Origin of the sequence: Streptomyces sp. SudanB5_2050, assembly GCF_964272335.1 — a bacterium.
In the GTDB taxonomy this organism is placed as follows: Bacteria; Actinomycetota; Actinomycetes; order Streptomycetales; family Streptomycetaceae; genus Streptomyces; species Streptomyces rochei.
The window spans coordinates 3,527,799-3,548,076 of sequence record NZ_OZ186760.1 but is presented as its reverse complement, the minus strand read 5'-3'; the positions used below and the strand labels follow the sequence as shown (position 1 = coordinate 3,548,076).

19 protein-coding genes are annotated in these 20,278 nt (G+C 73.0%); 11 read left to right on the top strand and 8 right to left on the bottom strand.

Annotated features, from left to right (window positions below; translation table 11 throughout):
* The first annotated feature begins 43 nt into the window (after window positions 1-43).
* Complete coding sequence (locus tag ACFZP7_RS15715) at window positions 44-1,501, top strand: NCS2 family permease (protein ID WP_385634651.1); 1,458 nt, start codon at window positions 44-46, stop codon at window positions 1,499-1,501.
* 16 nt (window positions 1,502-1,517) lie between these two features.
* On the opposite strand, the gene ACFZP7_RS15710 is transcribed toward ACFZP7_RS15715, so the two are convergent.
* The gene (locus ACFZP7_RS15710; protein WP_029393620.1) at window positions 1,518-1,706 is read right to left on the bottom strand and encodes a hypothetical protein; all 189 of its coding nucleotides are present in this window, start codon (window positions 1,704-1,706) and stop codon (window positions 1,518-1,520) included.
* 150 nt (window positions 1,707-1,856) lie between these two features.
* Between ACFZP7_RS15710 and ACFZP7_RS15705 the strand changes: the two genes are divergently transcribed.
* The 3 genes from ACFZP7_RS15705 to thpR are packed head-to-tail and all read left to right on the top strand — an operon-like array spanning window position 1,857 to window position 4,292.
* Window positions 1,857-2,294, top strand: coding sequence for a MarR family winged helix-turn-helix transcriptional regulator (locus ACFZP7_RS15705; protein ID WP_019326611.1), 438 nt, complete (start codon window positions 1,857-1,859; stop codon window positions 2,292-2,294).
* Window positions 2,295-2,320: 26 nt separating this feature from the next.
* Window positions 2,321-3,682: an MFS transporter gene (locus tag ACFZP7_RS15700; protein ID WP_029393619.1), complete on the top strand. Its 1,362-nt coding sequence runs from the start codon at window positions 2,321-2,323 to the stop codon at window positions 3,680-3,682.
* 37 nt (window positions 3,683-3,719) lie between these two features.
* Entirely contained in the window at window positions 3,720-4,292 is a 573-nt protein-coding gene (gene thpR / locus ACFZP7_RS15695) for an RNA 2',3'-cyclic phosphodiesterase (RefSeq protein WP_385634650.1), read from the top strand.
* A gap of 151 nt (window positions 4,293-4,443) precedes the next feature.
* On the opposite strand, the gene ACFZP7_RS15690 is transcribed toward thpR, so the two are convergent.
* Both ACFZP7_RS15690 and ACFZP7_RS15685 read right to left on the bottom strand, forming a co-directional pair.
* On the bottom strand, window positions 4,444-5,436 hold the full coding sequence (locus ACFZP7_RS15690; protein WP_385634649.1) for an aldo/keto reductase: 993 nt from the start codon (window positions 5,434-5,436) through the stop codon (window positions 4,444-4,446).
* Window positions 5,437-5,488: 52 nt separating this feature from the next.
* Window positions 5,489-6,082, bottom strand: a complete 594-nt coding sequence (locus ACFZP7_RS15685) for a Uma2 family endonuclease (protein ID WP_030975134.1) — start codon at window positions 6,080-6,082, stop codon at window positions 5,489-5,491.
* 90 nt (window positions 6,083-6,172) lie between these two features.
* Here ACFZP7_RS15685 and ACFZP7_RS15680 point away from each other — a divergent pair, with 90 nt between their 5' ends.
* Window positions 6,173-6,940, top strand: a complete 768-nt coding sequence (locus ACFZP7_RS15680; protein WP_385634648.1) for an aminoglycoside adenylyltransferase family protein — start codon at window positions 6,173-6,175, stop codon at window positions 6,938-6,940.
* Here ACFZP7_RS15680 and ACFZP7_RS15675 read toward each other — a convergent pair.
* The gene (locus tag ACFZP7_RS15675; protein ID WP_031016132.1) at window positions 6,919-7,602 is read right to left on the bottom strand and encodes a GDSL-type esterase/lipase family protein; all 684 of its coding nucleotides are present in this window, start codon (window positions 7,600-7,602) and stop codon (window positions 6,919-6,921) included. The two genes, ACFZP7_RS15680 and ACFZP7_RS15675, sit on opposite strands and share 22 nt — an antisense overlap.
* 100 nt (window positions 7,603-7,702) lie before the next feature.
* On the opposite strand from ACFZP7_RS15675, the gene ACFZP7_RS15670 reads away from it, so the two are divergent.
* Window positions 7,703-8,674: a YncE family protein gene (locus ACFZP7_RS15670; protein ID WP_210902818.1), complete on the top strand. Its 972-nt coding sequence runs from the start codon at window positions 7,703-7,705 to the stop codon at window positions 8,672-8,674.
* Here ACFZP7_RS15670 and ACFZP7_RS15665 read toward each other — a convergent pair.
* Entirely contained in the window at window positions 8,648-9,451 is an 804-nt protein-coding gene (locus ACFZP7_RS15665; RefSeq protein ID WP_031016130.1) for a TetR/AcrR family transcriptional regulator, read from the bottom strand. The genes ACFZP7_RS15670 and ACFZP7_RS15665 overlap by 27 nt on opposite strands.
* A gap of 93 nt (window positions 9,452-9,544) precedes the next feature.
* On the opposite strand from ACFZP7_RS15665, the gene ACFZP7_RS15660 reads away from it, so the two are divergent.
* Window positions 9,545-10,528: an ATP-binding cassette domain-containing protein gene (locus ACFZP7_RS15660; RefSeq protein ID WP_210953185.1), complete on the top strand. Its 984-nt coding sequence runs from the start codon at window positions 9,545-9,547 to the stop codon at window positions 10,526-10,528.
* The gene (locus tag ACFZP7_RS15655; protein ID WP_019326601.1) at window positions 10,525-11,352 is read left to right on the top strand and encodes an ABC transporter permease; all 828 of its coding nucleotides are present in this window, start codon (window positions 10,525-10,527) and stop codon (window positions 11,350-11,352) included. Before ACFZP7_RS15660 ends, ACFZP7_RS15655 begins: the two co-directional genes overlap by 4 nt.
* 83 nt (window positions 11,353-11,435) lie before the next feature.
* On the opposite strand, the gene serC is transcribed toward ACFZP7_RS15655, so the two are convergent.
* Window positions 11,436-12,554 carry a phosphoserine transaminase gene (gene serC / locus ACFZP7_RS15650; RefSeq protein ID WP_029393617.1) on the bottom strand — a complete coding sequence of 373 codons (1,119 nt, stop codon included), beginning with the start codon at window positions 12,552-12,554 and terminating at the stop codon, window positions 11,436-11,438.
* A 110-nt stretch (window positions 12,555-12,664) separates the two neighbouring features.
* Here serC and ACFZP7_RS15645 point away from each other — a divergent pair, with 110 nt between their 5' ends.
* A complete protein-coding gene (locus tag ACFZP7_RS15645; protein WP_385634647.1) occupies window positions 12,665-15,523 on the top strand; it encodes an FAD-binding and (Fe-S)-binding domain-containing protein in 2,859 nt (952 codons plus the stop codon).
* A 6-nt stretch (window positions 15,524-15,529) separates the two neighbouring features.
* Here the strand turns inward: ACFZP7_RS15645 and ACFZP7_RS15640 are convergent, their stop codons facing one another.
* Window positions 15,530-16,714, bottom strand: coding sequence for an alpha/beta hydrolase family protein (locus ACFZP7_RS15640; protein ID WP_385634646.1), 1,185 nt, complete (start codon window positions 16,712-16,714; stop codon window positions 15,530-15,532).
* A gap of 181 nt (window positions 16,715-16,895) precedes the next feature.
* Here ACFZP7_RS15640 and ACFZP7_RS15635 point away from each other — a divergent pair, with 181 nt between their 5' ends.
* Entirely contained in the window at window positions 16,896-18,452 is a 1,557-nt protein-coding gene (locus tag ACFZP7_RS15635) for an FG-GAP repeat domain-containing protein (RefSeq protein WP_385634645.1), read from the top strand.
* A gap of 140 nt (window positions 18,453-18,592) precedes the next feature.
* On the opposite strand, the gene ACFZP7_RS15630 is transcribed toward ACFZP7_RS15635, so the two are convergent.
* On the bottom strand, window positions 18,593-19,045 hold the full coding sequence (locus ACFZP7_RS15630) for an NUDIX hydrolase (protein ID WP_371847493.1): 453 nt from the start codon (window positions 19,043-19,045) through the stop codon (window positions 18,593-18,595).
* Between the two features lie 206 nt (window positions 19,046-19,251).
* On the opposite strand from ACFZP7_RS15630, the gene ACFZP7_RS15625 reads away from it, so the two are divergent.
* Complete coding sequence (locus ACFZP7_RS15625) at window positions 19,252-20,232, top strand: DMT family transporter (protein ID WP_019326595.1); 981 nt, start codon at window positions 19,252-19,254, stop codon at window positions 20,230-20,232.
* Window positions 20,233-20,278 lie beyond the last annotated feature (46 nt).

The following is a 20,278-nucleotide window of genomic DNA, read 5'->3' as shown; positions in this document are numbered from 1 at the left end:
CCAACAAGGCCGTGGGGGAACCTGTTGGTGATGAGGTCCACGCATGCCCACCTCGGCCTCCGCCAAGGTCCCCCCGTCCCCCGAGTCGCCGGAAGACCGGCGGCCCCCGCAGAACGGCCTGGACCGTTACTTCAAGATCTCCGAGCGCGGCAGCACCCTGTCGCGTGAGGTCCGCGGCGGCTTCGCCACCTTCTTCGCGATGGCCTACATCATCGTGCTGAACCCGATCATCCTGGGCAGCGCGAAGGACATGTACGGCAACCAGCTCGACAACGGTCAGCTGGTCACCGCGACGGCCCTGACGGCGGCGTTCACCACGCTGCTGATGGGCGTCATCGGCAACGTCCCGATCGCGCTGGCCGCGGGTCTCGGCGTGAACTCCGTCGTCGCCCTCCAGCTCGCCCCGCGGATGTCCTGGCCGGACGCCATGGGCATGGTGGTGCTGGCCGGTTTCGTGGTGATGCTGCTGGTCGCCACCGGCCTGCGCGAGCGGGTCATGAACGCCGTGCCGTACGGCCTGCGCAAGGCGATCGCCATCGGTATCGGCCTGTTCATCATGCTGATCGGCCTCGTGGACTCCGGGTTCGTCACCCGGATGCCGGACGCCGCCCAGACGACCGTCCCGCTCCAGCTGGGCACCGGCGGGCACCTGCTCGGCTGGCCCGTGCTGGTCTTCGTCCTGGGTGTGCTGCTCACCCTGGCGCTGATCGTCCGCAGGACGCCCGGCGCGATCCTGATCTCGATCGTCGTGATGACCGTCGTCGCCATGGTCATCAACGCGGTCGCCGACGTCCCGTCCTGGGGTCTGACCACCCCCGAGTGGCCCGGCAACCCGGTCGCCACCCCGGACTTCGGCCTGGTCGGCGAGGTCAGCCTGTTCGGCGGGTTCGAGAAGGTCGGCATCCTGACCGGCGTCCTGTTCGTGTTCACCGTCCTGCTGTCCTGCTTCTTCGACGCGATGGGCACGATCATGGCCGTCAGCGACGAGGCGAAGCTGACCGACGGCGAGGGCCAGATGCCGGGCATCAACAAGGTCCTGTTCGTGGACGGCATCGCGGTCGCCACCGGCGGTGCCAGCTCGGCGTCGGCGACCACCTGCTTCGTGGAGTCCACGGCCGGCGTCGGCGAGGGCGCGCGCACCGGCTTCGCCAACATCGTCAGCGGCGCCCTGTTCGCCCTGGCCCTGTTCCTCACCCCGGTCGCCACGATGGTGCCGTCCCAGGCGGCCACCCCGGCACTGGTCGCGGTCGGCTTCCTGATCCTGGCCGGCTCGATCAGGGAGATCGACTGGGACGACTTCACCATCGCCGTCCCGGCCTTCCTGACGATGCTGATGATGCCGTTCACCTACTCGATCACCAACGGCATCGGCATGGGCTTCATCGCCTTCTCGGTGCTGCGCCTGGCCGTCGGGCGGGGCCGCGAGGTCCCGGTCACGATGTACGCGGTGTCGGCGGTGTTCGCCTTCTACTACCTGATGCCGGCCCTCGGCCTGACGTGATCCTCGCGGGGCGCGCTCACGTGACCCCGTAGAACCGTTCCGTCTCCTCCACGGCGGACTGGAACCGCTCGTCGAAGTCATCACGGATGAGCGTCCGGACGACATAGTCCTGGACGCTCATTCCTCTTTTCGCCGCATGGTCACGGAGCCGGTCGAGCAGCTCCCCGTCTATCCGCAGGCTGAGCACGCTGGTCCCCATGGGCACGAGGGTCACCCGCACTCGCCGGGTGATGCTCCGATTTCCGGAAACGACTCACTCGTACGGGTGAACTGCGGGTTTCAGTGGCAGGCGTCACGGGCACGCGGGCGGTTGTGCGGTGGTATTTCGCCAGACTAATGAGTTACGCTAAGGAACATGCCGGACCTCAAGCATGGCGACGACGCCGCCGCCGTGAACTCCCTGCGCTCCGCCGTGATGCGGTTGTCCCGTCGACTCAAGCACCAGCGGGTCGACGAGTCGCTCAGCCCGACCGAGATGTCGGTGCTGGGCACCCTGTCCAACTGCGGCAGCGCGACCCCGGGCGAGCTGGCCCGCAAGGAACACGTCCAGCCGCCGTCGATGACCCGCATCGTGGCGCTGCTGGAGGCGAAGGGGCTGGTCCGGCTGGAGCCGCATCCCGAGGACCGGCGCCAGAAGGTCGTGACGCAGACCGAGCAGGCCGTGGTGATGCTCGAGGAGAGCCGCCGCAAGCGGAACGCGTTCCTGGCCACGCTGGTCGAGGGACTCGACGAGGACGAGTGGGCGACCCTGCGTGCCGCCGCGCCCGTGCTCGAGAAGCTGGCGCACGTGTAGGCAGCACCGACGAGGAGGCGAACCTTTTGAGTACGGGACCCGGAGCAGCTTCCGTCCCCGCACCTGACGGCCACGACGATCCGACCACCCCCGACGCCCCTCGCAAGTCCTCGATGTTCTCCTCCCTGAAGGTGAGGAACTACCGCCTGTTCTTCACGGGCCAGGTCGTCTCGAACATCGGCACCTGGATGCAGCGCATCGCCCAGGACTGGCTGGTGCTCAGCCTGACCGGCTCCTCCGCCGCCGTCGGCATCACCACCGCCCTGCAGTTCCTGCCGATGCTGCTCTTCGGCCTCTACGGCGGCGTCCTCGTGGACCGCCTGCGCAAGCGCCCCACGCTGCTGGTCACCCAGTCGTCGATGGCCGTCACCTCGCTGTTCCTCGCCGTCCTCACCCTCACCGGCCATGTCCAGGTCTGGCACGTCTACGTCGCCGCCTTCGCGATGGGCCTGGCGACGGTCGTCGACAACCCGGCACGTCAGTCCTTCGTCTCCGAGCTGGTCGGCCGGGACCAGTTGCAGAACGCGGTCAGCCTCAACTCCGCGAACTTCCAGTCCGCCCGCCTGGTCGGTCCCGCCGTCGCCGGCCTGATGATCACCGGCGTGGGCACCGGCTGGGCGTTCCTCGCCAACGGCCTGTCCTTCGTCGCGCCGCTGAGCTGCCTGCTGCTGATGCGCGCCCGCGAACTGCACGTCGTCGCGCGCGCCCCGCGCGGCAAGGGCCAGCTGCGCGAGGGCCTGCACTACGTCGCCGGCCGTCCCGAGCTGATCTGGACGATCGTGCTGGTCGGTTTCATCGGCACCTTCGGCTTCAACTTCCCGGTCTTCCTGTCCGCCTTCGCCGACGACGTCTTCCACGCCGGGGCCGGCGCCTACAGCCTCTTCAACACCCTCATGGCCGTCGGCTCGCTGGCCGGCGCCCTGCTCGCCGCCCGGCGCGGCACGGCCCGGCTGCGCGTGCTGATCGCGGCGGCGCTGGCCTTCGGCGCCCTGGAGATGGTGGCGGCGACGGCACCCGAGCTGTGGCTGTTCGCCCTGCTGATGGTCCCGATCGGCGTCTTCAGCATGACGGTGAACGTCACCGCCAACACCAGCATCCAGATGTCCACCGACCCGGCCATGCGGGGCCGCGTCATGGCCCTCTACATGATGGTCTTCCTCGGCGGCTCCCCGGTCGGCGCCCCGATCGTCGGCTGGGTCACCGACGCGTACGGCGCCCGGGCGGGCTTCGCCGCGGGCGGCGCGGTGGCGGCGACGGCCGCGCTCGTGATCGGCCTGGTCCTCGCCCGCGTCGGCAACCTGCGCCTGTCGGTCGGCTGGCACCGGGGACACCCGCAGGTCCGCTTCGTGCCGCGGGAGCGCCGGGAGGAACTGGCGCCGGCGGCGTAAGGGGCCGGGCGGTACGGGTCTGACAGGGTGAGGAGACATGAGACTCTTCGCCGCCGTACTGCCCCCCGAGGACGTCACCGCCGCCCTCGCCGCCGAGGTGGCCGCGCTGAGGAAGCTGCCCGGCGCGGAGGGGCTGCGCTGGACCGGGCGCCCCGGGTGGCACCTCACGCTCGCCTTCTACGGCGAGGTGGACGACGACCTCGTACCGGACCTCTCGGCCCGCCTGGAGCGGGCCGCCCACCGCACCGCGCCCTTCGGGCTGACGCTGCGCGGAGGCGGTCAGTTCGGGCACGGGCGGGCCCTGTGGGCGGGGGTGGAGGGCGACGTGGCGACGCTCCGGCTGCTCGCCGACCGCGCGGAGTCGGCGGGGCGCAGGGCGGGCGTCGAGAGGGGCGAGCACCGGCGCTACAAGCCCCACCTGTCGGTGGCCCGCAGCCGGAACGCGTACGACGTGCGGCCGTACGTCGAGGCCCTGGACGCCTTCACCAGCCCCGCCTGGACGGTGACCGACCTCGCGCTGGTGCGCAGCAACCTGCCGAGGTCCGGGGTGCCGGGGGAGCAGCCCCGTTACGAGACGGTCGCCCGCAGCCCGCTCGGCGCGTCCGGTTAGGCTCGGGGGCGTGGACCCGAAGACCCGTAACCGGATCATGGCCGGTGTGCTCGTGCTGATGCTCGTGGTGGTGGCGGTGGCGGCGGCCCTCGGCTGACCGGGCCGTGGGTGCCGCCGCCCCGCTCACCACGTCACCGTGCTGCCCGCCGGCCTACCAGGCGAACGCCTCCGGCGAGGGCCCCGGCCCCGGGAAGATCTCGTCCAGCCCGGCCAGCAGCTCGTCCGACAGCTCCAGCTCCACGGCCCGCAGCGCCGACGCGAGCTGTTCGGCCGTGCGCGGGCCGACGATCGGGCCGGTGACGCCGGGCCGGGTCAGCAGCCAGGCCAGCGCGGCCTCGCCGGGCTCCACGCCGTGCTTGTCGAGCAGGTCCTCGTACGCCTGGACCTGCGCCCGCTTCGCCGGGTCGGCCAGAGTGTCGGCGGCCCGGCCGGAGGCGCGGCGCCCGCCCTGGACCTCCTTCTTGATGACCCCGCCGAGCAGTCCGCCGTGCAGCGGCGACCAGGGGATGACGCCGAGGCCGTAGTCCTGGGCGGCCGGGATGACCTCCATCTCGGCGCGGCGCTCGGCCAGGTTGTACAGGCACTGCTCGCTGACCAGGCCGATGGTGCCGCCGCGCCGGGCGGCGGTCTCGTTGGCCTGGGCGATCTTGTAGCCGGGGAAGTTCGACGACCCCGCGTACAGCACCTTGCCCTGCTGCACCAGCGTGTCGATGGCCTGCCAGATCTCGTCGAAACCGGTGGCGCGGTCGATGTGGTGGAACTGGTACAGGTCGATGTGGTCGGTCCGCAGCCGCTTCAGGCTGGCGTCGACCGCCCGGCGGATGTTCACGGCGGAGAGCTTGTCGTGGTTGGGCCACGCCTCGCCGTCGGCGCCCATATTGCCGTACACCTTGGTGGCGATGACCGTCCTGTCGCGCCGGTCGCCGCCCTTGGCGAACCAGTTGCCGATGATCTCCTCGGTGCGGCCCTTGTTCTCGCCCCAGCCGTACACGTTGGCGGTGTCGAAGAAGTTGATGCCGGCGTCCAGCGCCGCGTCCATGATGGCGTGGCTGTCGGCCTCGTCGGTCTGCGGACCGAAGTTCATCGTCCCGAGGACGAGCCGGCTGACCTTGAGTCCTGTGCGTCCCAGCTGCGTGTACTCCATGGTCCCCAAGCCAACGGCTTGGAGTGCGCTCCAGGCAAGCGGGTCGGGTCGGTCAGTCGCGGGGGAAGTCGGCTGTTTCGAGAGTGAGGCCCAGGTGCGTGTTCGTCATGTCGACGACTCCGCCGTACTCGATGGAGGTGTCGGTCACGTAGACGCCGTCCTTGGGCTGGGTGAACAGACGGCACCTGCGTGCATAGGGGTCAGCGATGAGATAGACCGGTACCTCCGCAAGGGCATAGGCGGTCTTCTTGGCTTCGTAGTCGTTCCGCGCCGTGCCTCTCGAGATGACTTCGGCGACGAACTCGACGTCCTCGTAGCGCCACTTGCCGTTGTCGTCCTTCTGCGCCCCACTTTTGATCTTGGCGACGTCCGGACAGAACCCGTTCTCGTAGCCGGGGAAGTCGATGCGGACGTCCGAGAAGATCCTCGCCTGACGCCGACCGAAGTGATCTTCCAGGGCCCAAAGGATCTCGAGGATGGTTTCCCAGTGAATGTCCCGCTGTGGCGCCATGTAGACGACCCCCCCGACGATCTCGACCTTGTAACCCTCGGGGACGGGCATCTTCTCGAGTCGCTCGAACATCTCGTCGAGTCGACGCGTGTTGTCGCTCTCGGCCATCGCGATCCTGTCGTCAAGGACGGTCATCGTGGCGCTCCTCCCCGGCCGTCCCACGGGCGGGAGCAGCCGCGCGGTACAACGATACGCACGGCGACCTGGACACAGGAGGACGCGCATATGCCAGAGCGGGACCGGGACCGCACCGACCACCTCGTCACCCTCGTCCGGCACCACCTGGGCGACGAGGACGTGCTCGGCGTCTACGCGCACGGCTCCGCCACCCTCGGCGGCCTGCGCCCGCACAGCGACCTCGACCTGCTCGTCGTCGTACGGAACCCCACGACGCACGCGCGACGCGCCGCACTCACGCAGGAGTTGCTGAAGCTGTCCGGCGGCGAAGGGCGCCGCCCCGTCGAACTGATCGTCGTCGTCCACGGCGACGTCCGGCCGTGGCGCTACCCGCCCCGCCGCGACTACCTCTACGGCGAGTGGCTGCGCGACGCCTACGAGCGCGGCCACGTCCCCGGGCCCGAGGACGACCCCGACCTCGCCCCGCTCCTGACCATGGTGCTCAGCGCCGACGCCCCGCTGCACGGCCCGCCGCCCGCCGCCCTCCTCGACCCCGTCCCGCACACGGATTTGCGGCGGGCGATCGTCGCCGGGGTCCCGGAGCTGACGGCCGAGCTGGAGTCGGACACCCGCAACGTCCTGCTCACCCTCGCCCGGATCTGGAGCACGCTCGTCACCGGCGAGATCCGGTCGAAGGACGCGGCGGCCGACTGGGCCCTCGCGCGGCTGCCCGCCGGGCACCACGAGCCCTTGGCCCACGCCCGCGCCGTGTACCTCGGGCACGAGCGCGACGAGCGCTGGGACGACGGCGTGCGGCCCTGCGCCGAGCACATGGTCCGGGCGATCCGGGCGGCCTACGAGGAAGCGGCCGAGTAGGGCCCGCCCAGCCCCCACCCCTCGTCCATCGCCTGCGCGAACGCGCCCGCGATGCGGTGCTCGCCGCTCTCGTTGGGATGCGTGCCGTCGTAGGTGTCGACGTGGAAGTCGTACGCCTGGGGCGGCGGGACCAGCAGCAGCGGGGAGGCCGGCTCGTCGAGGGCGGCGACCGTCTTCGCCAGGAGTTCGTTGAAGCGGTGGACCTGCCCGGCGAAGGTCTCGTCGGCGTCCACCCGGATGTTGTGCAGCACCGGCATCACGGCCATGCGGACCCGCGGGTTCGCCGAGCGGGCGTCCGCCACGAAGGCGCGGACGTTGTCGGCGGTCTGCTCGGCGTTGGTGTAGAAGCCGAGGTCGATGAGGCCGAGCGAGACCAGGAGCACGTCCGCGCGGCAGGACCGTACCGTCTCGCCGATGATCGGGGTCATGTGGTGCCAGCCCTCGCCCCAGCCGGCCAGGTGGGCGCGGGGGAAGTCCGGCTCGGCGTAGGCGTACGAGGTCGGCTCGTCCGTCGACGGGTCGTGCAGCGTCTCGCGCGGGCCCACGAAGGTGAAGGGCCTGCCGCAGGAGTCGCGCAGGTGCCGCCACAGCCGGTAGCGCCAGGTGTGTTCGCCGGCGCTCCCGATCGTCATGGAGTCACCGACGAACATGAACCTGAGCATCCGCTCATCATGGACGATGGGTCCGTCCGGCGCGATGTGAGCCCGGCCACGCAGCGTGACGGCCGGGGTGAACGGCCGCACGGGATGGCAGGCTTGGCGCATGCGCCGATCTTTCGCCCTCCTCGCCTCGGCCCTCCTCGTGGGCGCGTTCGCCGTGCCCGCCTCCGCCGCCGACGGGGACGACGGGAGCGACGGCTTCACGATCAAGGACCCGCGCATCACCGAGTCCAGCGGCCTCGCCGCCTCCCGCCTCCACCCTGGCGTCTACTGGACGCACAACGACCAGGACACCGGCCCGTACCTGTACGCGGTGGACGGCTCCACCGGCGAGACCGTCGCGCGCGTGGCGCTCTCCGGCGTGGGCACGCCGCGCGACGTCGAGGCGATCTCCATCGGGCCGGGCAACAAGATCTTCGTCGGCGACATCGGCGACAACCTCGGCGGCACCTGGCCGTACGTGTGGATCTACGAGCTGCCCGAGCCGACGGAGCTCAAGGACCAGACGGTCAAGGCGACCCAGTACGTCGTGAAGTACGCGGACGGCGCGCGCGACGCCGAGTCGATGGCCGTCCACCCGAAGACCGGGCGGGTCTACATCGTCGACAAGAACGAGGACGGCGGGCACCTGTACGAGGGTCCCGAGAAGCTCTCCGCCTCCGGCACCAACGTCTTCCGGCCCACCGTCCCCGTGGAGCTGTGGGCCACCGACGCCGCCTTCTCCCCGGACGGCAAGACGCTCGCCGTGCGCGGCTACCTCGGGGGCGTCTGGTACGACTGGAACGGCGGGAAGATCCAGCGCAAGGGGCGGATCAGCGTGCCGCTGGGGCAGGGGGAGTCCGTCACCTACACGCCCGACGGGCGGAAGCTGCTGCTCGGGATGGAGGGCGCCGGCAGCCCGGTCAAGGCCGAGGACGCGCCCGGCGGGAGCGGCGGGTCGGGCACCGGCGGCTCCGACGCCTCGGGTGAGGGAGCCGACGGTGCGGGCGGCGACACGCTCAAGGTCGGGGCGGTCGGACTGCTCGTGGCGTGCGCCGTCCTGTTCGGCCTACGACGGCTGTTCCGCCGCCGCTGACCCGTCGGCGGCCGGCCCGTCGGCCGCGCGTCGCGCGGCCACCAGCACCTCCAGCCCGTCCAGGATGCGCTGCAGCCCGAAGTCGAAGTGGTCGAAGCCGGTGCCGAAGGCGTCCTCGGAGAGGGAGGCCAGCACGGGGTAGCGCCCGCTGGTCATGGCCTTCACCAGCACCGGTTCCTGGGCCTGCCAGAACTGCGCGTCGGTGAGGCCCGAGGTGCGTTCCGCCTCCTCCTGGTACACCTGCGTGCGGGCGGCCCCGACGACGTACCCGTCGATCAGGACGATCGCCGAGACCAGCTCGGGGTCGGTCAGGCCCATGGGCTTGATCCGGGCCAGCACCTTCTCCATGCCGTCCAGCGCGCTCGGGCCCAGGATCGGACGGGACTGGTTGACCTCCAGCAGCCAGGTGTGGCGGCGGTAGAGGGCGAGCGTCGCGTGGCCGAGCGCCTCCAGCGCGGAGCGCCAGTCGCCGTCGCCGAGGTCGCCGGGGTCCTCGGAGGGTCGCTGGACGCGGTCCAGCATGAGGTCGAGGAGTTCGGCCTTGCCGGGGACATAGCGGTACAGGGACATGGTGCCGGTGCCCAGTTCGGTGGCGATGCGGCGCATCGAGACCGCGCCCAGCCCGTCCCGGTCGGCGACCTCGACGGCCGCCTCCACGATCCGCTCCAGCGTCAGCCCCGGCTTGGGTCCGCGGCTGGGCCGCCGGCCGGTGTCCCACAACAGTTCCAGGGTGCGGCCGACGTCGCCGCTGCCACTGGTCTCCGTACCGCTCGCCATGGGGTCAGTCTAGGTCCGCGCCCAAAAACTGAGTACGGTGTACGCGCAATCGGGTACGGTGTACTCAGTTAAGGACTGGAAGGGGGACCGTCCATGAGCGACGGACACGCGGTACGGGCCGAGGGGCTGGAGAAGCGGTACGGCGACAAACGCGCCCTCGACGGCTTCGACCTGGCCGTCCGCGAGGGCACCGTGCACGGGCTGCTGGGGCCGAACGGCGCGGGCAAGACCACGGCCGTGCGCATCCTGTCCACGCTGATCCGGCTGGACGGCGGACGGGCCGAGGTCGCCGGCCTCGACGTCGCCCGGCAGGCGCGCGAGGTGCGGGCCCGGATCGGCCTCACCGGCCAGTACGCGGCGGTGGACGAGGTGCTGACCGGCCGGCAGAACCTGGAGATGTTCGGGCGGCTGTTCCACCTGGGCGGCGGGCGGGCCCGCGCCCGGGCCGTCGAGCTGCTGGAGCAGTTCGACCTGACCGACGCCGCCGACCGGGGCGTCGGCAAGTACAGCGGCGGCATGCGGCGCCGCCTCGACCTCGCCGCCTCGATGATCCTCGCCCCGGCCGTGCTGTTCCTGGACGAGCCGACGACGGGCCTCGACCCGCGCAGCCGGGGCGAGGTCTGGGACTCGGTGCGGGCGCTGGTGGCGAGCGGCACGACGGTGCTGCTGACCACGCAGTACCTGGAGGAGGCGGACAAGCTGGCCTCCCGCATCACCGTCATCGACCGGGGCCGGGCCATCGCCGACGACACCCCGGACGGGCTGAAGAACCTGGTCGGCGGCGACCGGATCGAGGTCGTGGTGGCCGAGCGGGCCGACATCCCGAGGGCGGTGAAGGTCGTCGCCCGCGTCTGCGAGGGCGAACCCGAGGCCGACGAGGAGGCGTCGCGCGTGCACGCGCCGGTCACCGACCGGGTGGCCGCGCTGACCGAGGTCGCCCGCACTCTCCAGGACGAGGGCGTCGCCGTCGAGGACATCGGGCTGCGCAGGCCGAGCCTGGACGACGTGTTCCTGCGCCTGACCGGACACCGCACGGACCGCACCGGCACCCCGGAGAAGGAGGCGGTGGCGGCATGAGCGCCCTCGACCCGACGACGGCCCCGGCCGCCGAGCACGGCCGGCTGTACTGGCTGCTCGCCGACTGCGGCAACATCGTCCGCCGCGGCCTGACCCACTACCAGCGCCAGCCCGTCAACATCGCCTGGCAGCTGGGCTTCCCGATCCTGTCCGTCCTCCTCTACGGCTATGTCTTCGGCAGCGCGATGACCGTGCCCGGCGGCGGGGACTACAAGGACTTCCTGATGCCCGGCATGTTCGTGATGACCATGGCCTTCGGCTTCATCAACACCGCGACCGTCGTCGTCCACGACTCGACGAAGGGCGTCATCGACCGCTTCCGCTCCATGCCGATGGCGTCGTCCGCGGTGGTCGCCGGGCGCGGGGTCACGGATCTGGTCGTCGCCTGCGCGGAACTGGCCATCATGATGCTGACGGCACTGGCCATGGGCTGGCGGCCGGACGGCGGCTGGGGGTTCCTGGCCGCGTTCGGGCTGCTGCTGTGGCTGCGGTTCGCGCTGATCTGGATCGGCGTGTGGCTGGGCCTCCTCGTCCCCAACCCGGAGGCGGCGGGCGGCCTGTTCGCGGTGGCCTTCCCGCTGACGATGATCTCCAGCATCTTCGTCGCCCCGCAGCTGATGCCCGACTGGCTGGGCTGGGTGGCGGCCTGGAACCCCATCTCCTCCACGGCGGCGGCCGCCCGCGAGCTGTTCGGCACGCCGGTCGGCGGCGGCGGTTCCTGGGTCGAGCGGCACGCGCTGCTGATGGCGGGCGTGTGGCCGGTGATCCTCACGGCGGTCTTCCTGCCGCTGGCGGTGCGGCGCTTCCAGCGGCTCAGCAGGTAGGCGCGGGAGAGCAGAAGTCCGCACGCACGGAGGGGCGCCCGGCGATGTGCCGGGCGCCCCTCAGCGTCGTACGACGGTTGTCGCTACAGCTTCTCGATCACGTAGTCGACGCACTTCGTCAGCGCCTCGACGTCCGCCGGGTCGATCGCCGGGAACATCGCGACGCGCAGCTGGTTGCGGCCCAGCTTGCGGTACGGCTCGGTGTCCACGACGCCGTTGGCGCGCAGCACCTTGGCGACGGCGGCGGCGTCGATGTCGTCGGAGAAGTCGATCGTGCCGATGACCTGGGACCGCTTGGCCGGGTCGGAGACGAACGGGGTGGCGTACTTGGCCTCCTCCGCCCACGCGTACAGGCGGGACGAGGAGTCCTTGGTGCGCGCGGTGGTGAAGTCCAGGCCGCCCTGGCCGTTCATCCACTCCAGCTGCTCGTTGAGGAGGAACAGGGTGGCCAGCGCCGGGGTGTTGTACGTCTGGTTCTTGCGGGAGTTGTCGATCGCGGTCGGCAGCGAGAAGAACTCCGGGACGTGCCGGCCGGACGCGTGGACGCGCTCGGCGCGCTCGATCGCGGCCGGGGAGAAGACGCCGATCCACAGGCCGCCGTCGGAGGCGAAGGACTTCTGCGGCGCGAAGTAGTAGACGTCGGTCTCGGCGATGTCGACCGGCAGGCCGCCGGCGCCGGACGTCGCGTCGACCAGCACCAGGGAGCCCTCGTCGGCGCCGGCGACCCGCTTGATCGGCATGGCGACGCCGGTCGAGGTCTCGTTGTGGGTGAACGCGTACACGTCCACGCCGGCCTCGGCGTGCGCCTCGGGGTGCGTGCCCGGGTCGGCGGAGACGACCGTCGGCTCGGCCAGCCAGGGCGCCAGCTTGGCGGCCTTGGCGAACTTGGAGGAGAACTCGCCGAACGTGAGGTGCTGGGACTTGTTCTCGATCAGACCGTGGGTCGCGATGTCCCAGAACGCCGTGGAACCGCCGTTGCCGAGGACCACCTCGTAGCCGTCGGGGAGCCGGAACAGCTCGGAGATGCCCTCACGGACCTTGCCGACCAGGTTCTTGACGGGAGCCTGGCGATGGGAGGTGCCCATGAGGGACGTACCGGTGGCGGCCAGGGCGTCCAGCGCCTCCACCCGCACCTTGGAGGGACCCGCGCCGAATCGACCGTCCGCGGGCTTGATGTCAGCAGGAATCTGGATCTCAGCCACGTGCCGGAGCGTATCCCGTCGGCCAAACCGGACGGGAACATGTCCGTCCGATGAGACGAGATCTCCGTCTTGCGGACCTGTGCCAAGCCACAAGGCTCATGCTGGAGGACATGACCGATCTGGAGGCAGCACTGCGCAGGGCCGTCCGCGGCGAGGTCGGATTCGACGTCACCTCCCGGGCGCTGACCACCATGGACGCGTCCAACTACCGCCGGGTGCCGCTGGGCGTGGTGGCGCCCAGGGACGCCGACGACGTGGCGGCGGTGCTGGAGGTGTGCCGGGCGCACGGGACGCCGGTCGTCGCGCGGGGCGGCGGCACGTCGATCGCGGGTCAGGCGACCGGCACGGGCGTGGTCCTGGACTTCACCCGGCACATGAACCGGCTGATCGACCTGGACCCCGGGACCCGCACCGCCGTCGTCCAGCCCGGCCTGGTCCTCGACCGCCTCCAGGAGGCCGCCGCCCCGCACGGCCTGCGCTTCGGCCCCGACCCCTCCACCCACAGCCGCTGCACCCTCGGCGGCATGATCGGCAACAACTCGTGCGGCTCCCACTCGGTGGCGTGGGGCACGACGGCGGACAGCGTGCGCGAGCTGTCGGTGCTCACCGCGCGGGGACGGTCCCTGCGGCTCGGGCCGGACTGGGCCGGGGCGCCACCGGGCCTGCGCGAGCTGGTGTCCGGCGAGTCGGCACGGCTGCGCACGGGCTTTCCCGACCTGCCCCGCCGCATCTCCGGCTACGCGCTGGACGCGCTGCTGCCGGAGCGGGGCGCGGACGTGGCCCGCTCCTTCTGCGGTTCGGAGGGCACGCTGGGCGTGCTGACGGAGGCGGTGGTGCGGCTGGTCGAGTCCCCGCGGGCGCGGGCGCTGGCGGTGCTGGGATACGCCGACGAGGCCGGGGCGGCGGAGGCGGCGGCCGGGCTGCTGCCGCTCGCGCCGCTGACCGTGGAGGGCATGGCGGTGGACCTGGTGCCCTCCACGCGGGGGCTGCCCCGCGGCGGGGCGTGGCTGTTCGTCGAGACGGGCGGCGACTCGCCGGCGCAGGCGCGGGCGCGCGCGGAGGCGGTGGTGCGGGCGGCCGACGTCGTGGACGCGCTGGTGGTGACCGACCCGGCCGGTCAGCGGAGGCTGTGGCGTGTCCGGGAGGACGCGAGCGGCACGGCGACCCGGATGCCGGACGGTGCGGAGGCATGGCCCGGCTGGGAGGACTGCGCGGTGCCCCCGGCCCGGCTGGGCGCCTACCTGCGGGACTTCAGGGCGCTGCTGACCGCCCACGGCCTGCGCGGCACCCCGTACGGGCACTTCGGCGACGGCTGCATCCACGTGCGCATCGACTTCGACCTGATGACGGACGCCGGAGTCGCCCGCTTCCGCCGCCTCTCGGAGGAGCTGGCGGACCTGGTCGTCGCGCACGGCGGCTCGCTCTCCGGGGAGCACGGCGACGGGCAGGCGCGGGCGGAGCTGCTGCCCAGGATGTACGGCGAGGAGACGGTCGCCCTCTTCGCACGCGCCAAGGGCGTCTGGGACCCGGACGACCTCCTCAACCCCGGCATGCTGGTCCGCCCCGCCCCGCTCGACACCGACCTCCGCTTCTCCGTCCTGCCGCGCGAGCCGGTCGACGTCGCGTTCGGCTACCCGGCCGACGGGGGCGACTTCTCGGCGGCGGTACGGCGCTGCGTCGGCGTCGCCAAGTGCCGTACGACGTCGGTGACCGGGTCGGGCGTGATGTGCCCCTCCTTCCGGGCGACGGGGGACGAGGCGCACTCCACGCGGGGCCGCGCCCGCCTGCTGCACGAGATGCTCGCCGGTGAGGTGGTGACCGACGGCTGGCGCTCGACGGAGGTCCGGGACGCCCTCGACCTGTGCCTGTCCTGCAAGGGCTGCCGCTCCGACTGCCCGGTCGAGGTCGACATGGCCACGTACAAGGCGGAGTTCCTGCACCACCACTACGCGGGGCGCCGCCGCCCCGCCGCCCACTACACGATGGGGTGGCTGCCGGTGTGGCTGCGCTGGGCGGCGCGGGCGCGGGTGGCGCCGGTCGTCAACGCGCTCGCCTCCGTGCGGCCGTTGGCGGCGGTGGCGAAACGGCTGGGCGGGATCGCGGGGGAGCGGGACGTGCCGCGGCTGGCCGGGGAGACCTTCAGCCGGTGGTGGCGCGGGCGCGGGGGGCCGCGCGCCGAGGGCGAGCCGGTGGTCCTGTGGCCCGACACCTTCACCGAGCACCTGTCGCCGTCGGTGGGCCGGGCGGCCGTACGGGTGCTGGAGGCGGCGGGCCTGCGCGTGGTGCTGCCGCCGACGCTGCGCACCCGGGGGCGGGGCCTCGCCGACGGCCGTACGAGGTCGGCGACGGCCCTGCTGACCGCCCGCCGGGGCCGGGTCTGCTGCGGACTGACGTACGTGTCGACGGGCCAACTGGACCGCGCCCGCGCGGTGATGCGCCGCACCCTGGACCTGATGGAACCCGTGCTGGAGACCTCGGCACCGGTCGTCGTCCTGGAGCCGAGCTGTGCCGCCGCGCTCCGCACGGACCTGCCGGAACTCCTGCACGACGATCCGCGGGCGGCCCGCCTCGCCGCCCGCGTGGTGACGTTCGCCCAGGCCCTGGAGCGGCACGCCCCCGACTGGAGACCGCCCGCCGTCGGCCTCCCCGCGGTCGGCCAGACCCACTGCCACCAGCACGCGGTCCTCGGTGACGCGGCCGAGCGCCGGCTGCGCGAGGCGGCGGGCCTGACCGGCGACCTGGCCGGCGGCTGCTGCGGCCTCGCGGGCAACTTCGGCTTCGAGGACGGCCACTACGAGGTCTCCGCCGCCTGCGCCGAGGACCAGCTGCTCCCGGCGGTGCGCGAGGCACCGGAGGGGGCGGTGGTCCTGGCGGACGGCTTCTCCTGCCGGACCCAGCTGGAACACCTGGCGGGGGTGCGGGGGCGGCACCTGGCGGAGGTGCTGGCGGAGCGGCTGGAAGGGGCGTGACGCGGTCTACGGCCGGTGGAACGCGACCTCGGGGTGGGTCGCCGTGGGGCCGTCGAGCAGCGGCTGCGGGATGCCGCGCAGGTGGAGGTCGAGGAAGGCGCCCACATGGTCGCGGGTGATCTCCCAGCTCCGCTCGGCCGGGAGCGGGGTCGGGTCCGGCAGCTCCAGCCGCTTCCCCAGCCAGGGGAGATCGGTGAAGGAGAAGTGCCCGGCCCCCTGGACGGTCAGCCAGCGCTTCCAGCCGTGCAGACGGTCCCAGGCGCCGTCCCAGTCGGTGATGTCACCGCCGGGGGTGTGGGTGTTCTCCGCGCCGAGCATCATGAACGGCCGCCGGCCGATCCCGGCCCCGGCGTCGTCGACGAAGAAGTTGCCGTCGAGATCGACGCCGGCCCGCACCCGGCGGTCGACGGCCATGGTCGCCGCGGCCGCCGCCCCGCCCATCGAGTGACCGGCCGCCGCGATCCGCCGTGAGTCGATCACCCGGGACAGCGACCCCGCTCTCCGGCCGTCCGTCAACTCGTCGATCACGAACGACAGGTCGGCCGCCCGCCCGCGCACGACGGCCGCCTGCTCCGGGCCCGGGTCGACCTCCTCGCAGGCCACACAGGGCGGGACGCGGCCCCCGGGGAACTCCGTACCCACCGACTCGTGGGCGTGGTCCACGGCGGCGACGACATACCCGCGAGCGGCCAGGTCGTCGGCGAGCGAGGTGAGCGTGGCGCGCGGCATCCCGAAGCCGGGGGACAGCAGCACCAGCGGGAAACGGCCCCGCGCCGGGGCGGCCCCGACCCGCGCGTGGGTACGGGTGCCGGCCAGGGTGGAGGCCGGCACGACCCCGCCGAGCCCCCTGGCCTCCAGCAGCAGCCGCGCTTCCTCGACCGTCATGTACGGCGCGGGCGTCCCCGTGCCCGCCGAGCGGGCCGGGTAGGACACGGACACCATCAACTCCCGCCCCCGCGCCGTCGGCACCCAGGGGTCGGTGCGGTCCCGGTCGACGAGGTGCAGGGTGCGACGCCCCACCGGGTGGGGACCGGCGGGACGGGGCAACTCCGGCGCGCCCGCGCTGGGCACCTCTTGGGCCGCGTGCCGCGCCCGATGCGTGGCCGACGTGGGCGCGGCACCCAGGAGCGGGACCGCCAACGCGCATGTCAGCAGGGCGGCCACCGCGCCCTTGCGTGTTCTCGAGATCATGGGTCGAAGCTAGATCCCGAACCGGGCCCCATACATCGGCCCGGCGCGCCACTTGGGGTACGACCTGAGGACCACGCCGGAGGGCGGCGTGATACCGAGGGGTGAGCGGACCGAGGCGGCCGCAGCGGGCGTGCCCGCCGTGACCGGAACCGCGCCGGGCGTCCGGAGCGTGATCGTTCCCATGGACGTTCCGGGTGATGACGGGGCAGGGGCGCGGCGACGCGTCGGCAGGCGGTGGTGGGCGGGCGCGGCGGGTGCGGGTCTCGTCGCGTCGGCCGTCCTCGCGGGTGCGGTGATCGCCGCCGACCCCGAGACCGGCCTCGCCGCGCCGCACGCTTGCCGGACCTCCGTGCACGGGTCCGCGCCCGCGCCGCAGCGGCCCGCCACGGGCCCCGCGGCGGCCTCCGCCGCAGACTTCGACGGGGACGGCCACCCCGACCTGGCCTTCGGCTCGCAGGGGGACGTGGCGGGCGGGGCCGGCGGTGGCAGCATCCAGGTGGCGTACGGGGCGGAGGGCGGGACGGGGCCGGCGCGCTGTCAGCACCTCACGCAGGACGACCCCGGCATACCGGGGAAGAACCGCGACGAGAGCTTCTTCGGGTCCGACGTGGTGGCCCGCGACTTCGACGAGGACGGGTACACCGACCTCGCCGCCGCCGTCTTCGACGGGAAGCCGAGCGTGATCGTCATGTGGGGTTCGGCGGACGGGCTCTCCCGGGCCGTCCGGGTGCCGGGCACGGACACCAGTCACGTCTCCTGGGACGACGACCCGATCCTGGACGAGCAGCTCGCCGCCGGTGACTTCGACGGCGACGGCCACGCCGACCTGGTCTTCGGGCTCGGCTCCGACAAGGGCCTGCTCGAGGGCCCCTTCGAACGGGACGGCACCCCGGCCCGGAGGGCCGCCGTCCCGGCCCCGAGCCGGCCCGCGGGGGACGTCGACGGCGCGAGCTACGGCGATCTCGTCGCCGGGGACCTCGACGGCGACGGCGCCGACGAACTGGTGACCTTCCACTACGACTGGTCCCCGGACGCCTCCTGGTCCCGCACGCGCCGGCCGGTCGGCCTGTTCCGGGGCGGCCCGGACGGCCTCACCCGGGCGGACGGCGTCGACCTTCCGGACGCGGCGACGGGGGCCGTCGGCGACGTGGACGGCGACGGCTACGGCGACCTGGTCCTCAGCCCCCGGGGCGGCGACGCGAGCCGCAGCTCGGTGACGGTGGTGTACGGGTCGGAGTCGGGGCCGGGGAAGCGCAGGACGACGATCGACCGGGACACGCCGGGCGTGCCCGGCGAGGAGCCCCAGGACGAGGACGCCGTGTTCGTCTCCCTGGACACCGGGGACGTGAACGGCGACGGGTACGCGGACGTGGTGGCCGGGGCGTCGCGGTGGGGCCCGTACGTCGAACCGGGTCCCGAGCAGGTGCTGTTCCTGGCGGGCGGCCCGGAGGGACCGACCGGCGAGGGCGCCCGGGTCTTCGAGGGCGGTGACCTGCCCGGTTCGCACGAGCGGGCCGGGTTCGGCGCGGAGGTCGCCCTCAGCGACCTGGACGGCGACCACCGCGCCGAGCTGGTGGTGGCCGAGCCGGGCGGCGACACGGCGGACAGCTCCGTGTGGCTGCTGCCCGGCACGGACGACGGGCCGTCCGCCGGGGGCGTCACCCGGCTGTCCGGGGACACCTTCGACGACGACGAGAGGCTGGACCTGCTGATGGGCGGCGGCGGGATCGCTCACTAGGTCAGGCCCTCGGGGCGGCTCGGGGCGGCTCCGGGCGACTCCGGGCGGCTCCGGGACCGCTCGGGGGCGAGCCCCGGCCCGGGCGACACCGGGCGTCCCCCTCGCGCTCTCCCTCCCGGCACGCCCCCGGCGAAGGCGGCTCAGGGCGCCGTCTCGCCCCGCACCAGGGGGTGGCACACCGGCTGGACGTCCTCGGGCAGGTCGTCCGGGCGGCACCAGCGGGCCTCCAGGATCTCGAACGGGTCGACGCGCAGCTCGCCGCCGAGCAACCGGGCCTCGTAGGCCACCTCCAGCCGGGTGCGCAGGCCGCTGTTCAGCATGACCAGGCGGCCCACCTCCACGTCGAGGTTCGTCTCCTCGCGCACCTCGCGGACCACCGTCCGCCGGAAGTCCTCGCCCTTGCGCGCGAAACCGCTCGGCAGGCCCCACTGGCGGCCCGGCGGCCACATCCGGTGCTTCAGCAGCAGCACCCGACCCTCGTCGTCGCGCACCACGCCGGTCACACCGACCACGTACTTCGTGTGCAGCAGCCACATCACACGGCTCTGGACCGGGCGCAGCAGGCGCCACAGGCGGGCAACGAGTCGTCTCACACGGCGGACGCTACCTTCTCGCCGGGTGCGCCCCTCACGGGGAGGCCGCCCACGGAGCGGATGTCCGTTGACAGCGGCGATCCCCGCCCGCGACAGTTGCATGGCAGGAGTACGCGCCTGTCCCGGTCCACTACTGTGGACTGTGCCGTACAGCTTGATGAACGAAGTCGACCGCACACCGACCCGCAGACCGTCCCGGAGCCCCCGTGAGTACCCCCAGCGCTACCCCCGGCACCCCCACCCCGGCCGCCACCGCTTCCCCGGCGGGCTCGGGGACAGCGCCCGGCCCCGCACCCGAGGGCGGCCGGTGGGGCTCCCTCGGGCCGGTCGGTCTGGTGCTCGCCGGCGGGCTCTCCGTGCAGTTCGGCGCCGCGCTGGCGGTGAGCCTGATGCCCCGCGCCGGCGCGCTCGGCGTGGTGACGCTGCGGCTGGTCGTGGCCGCCGTCGTGCTGCTGCTCGTCTGCCGGCCCCGGCTGCGCGGGCACTCGCGGGCCGACTGGGGCACGGTCGTCGTCTTCGGCATCGCCATGGCCGGCATGAACGGCCTCTTCTACCAGGCCGTCGACCGCATCCCCCTCGGCCCCGCCGTCACCCTGGAGGTGCTCGGCCCGCTGGCCCTGTCCGTCTTCGCCTCCCGCCGCGCCGTCAACCTGGTCTGGGCCGCCCTCGCCCTGGCCGGCGTCTTCCTGCTCAGCGGCGGCGGCTTCGACAGCCTCGACCCGGCCGGCGCCGCCTTCGCGCTCGGGGCGGGCGCCATGTGGGCGGCGTACATCGTCTTCAGCGCGCGTACGGGCCGGCGCTTCCCGCAGGCCGACGGGCTGGCCCTCGCGATGGCGGTCGGAGCGGTGCTGTTCCTGCCGCTCGGCATCGCCGAGTCGGGCGCCGAGCTGATCGACCCGGTGACGCTGGCGCTCGGCGCCGGGGTCGCCCTGCTCTCCTCCGTCCTGCCGTACACCCTCGAACTGCTCGCCCTGCGCCGCCTGCCCGCGCCGACCTTCGCCATCCTCATGAGCCTGGAGCCCGCCATCGCCGCGGCGGCCGGTTTCCTCATCCTCGACCAGGCCCTGTCCGCCACGCAGTCCGCCGCCATCGCCCTGGTGATCGCGGCGAGCATGGGGGCGGTGCGGACCCAGGTGGGGCGGCGGCGCCGGACCGAGGCGCTCGCGGACCTGCCCCAGGGGAACTGAGCGCGAGCGGCCCGGCCCGGCCGGTTCCCACCCCACCGCATAGGCT

Bases quoted from the DNA above. Each gene is read 5' to 3' on its own strand.
- ACFZP7_RS15715 (WP_385634651.1), top strand. From the start codon at position 44: ATGCCCACCTCGGCCTCCGCCAAGGTCCCCCCGTCCCCCGAGTCGCCG.
- ACFZP7_RS15705 (WP_019326611.1), top strand. From the start codon at position 1,857: ATGCCGGACCTCAAGCATGGCGACGACGCCGCCGCCGTGAACTCCCTG.
- thpR (WP_385634650.1), top strand. From the start codon at position 3,720: ATGAGACTCTTCGCCGCCGTACTGCCCCCCGAGGACGTCACCGCCGCC.
- ACFZP7_RS15690 (WP_385634649.1), bottom strand. From the start codon at position 5,436: ATGGAGTACACGCAGCTGGGACGCACAGGACTCAAGGTCAGCCGGCTC.
- ACFZP7_RS15685 (WP_030975134.1), bottom strand. From the start codon at position 6,082: ATGACCGTCCTTGACGACAGGATCGCGATGGCCGAGAGCGACAACACG.
- ACFZP7_RS15680 (WP_385634648.1), top strand. From the start codon at position 6,173: ATGCCAGAGCGGGACCGGGACCGCACCGACCACCTCGTCACCCTCGTC.
- ACFZP7_RS15675 (WP_031016132.1), bottom strand. From the start codon at position 7,602: ATGCTCAGGTTCATGTTCGTCGGTGACTCCATGACGATCGGGAGCGCC.
- ACFZP7_RS15670 (WP_210902818.1), top strand. From the start codon at position 7,703: ATGCGCCGATCTTTCGCCCTCCTCGCCTCGGCCCTCCTCGTGGGCGCG.
- ACFZP7_RS15665 (WP_031016130.1), bottom strand. From the start codon at position 9,451: ATGGCGAGCGGTACGGAGACCAGTGGCAGCGGCGACGTCGGCCGCACC.
- ACFZP7_RS15660 (WP_210953185.1), top strand. From the start codon at position 9,545: ATGAGCGACGGACACGCGGTACGGGCCGAGGGGCTGGAGAAGCGGTAC.
- ACFZP7_RS15655 (WP_019326601.1), top strand. From the start codon at position 10,525: ATGAGCGCCCTCGACCCGACGACGGCCCCGGCCGCCGAGCACGGCCGG.
- ACFZP7_RS15645 (WP_385634647.1), top strand. From the start codon at position 12,665: ATGACCGATCTGGAGGCAGCACTGCGCAGGGCCGTCCGCGGCGAGGTC.
- ACFZP7_RS15640 (WP_385634646.1), bottom strand. From the start codon at position 16,714: ATGATCTCGAGAACACGCAAGGGCGCGGTGGCCGCCCTGCTGACATGC.
- ACFZP7_RS15635 (WP_385634645.1), top strand. From the start codon at position 16,896: ATGGACGTTCCGGGTGATGACGGGGCAGGGGCGCGGCGACGCGTCGGC.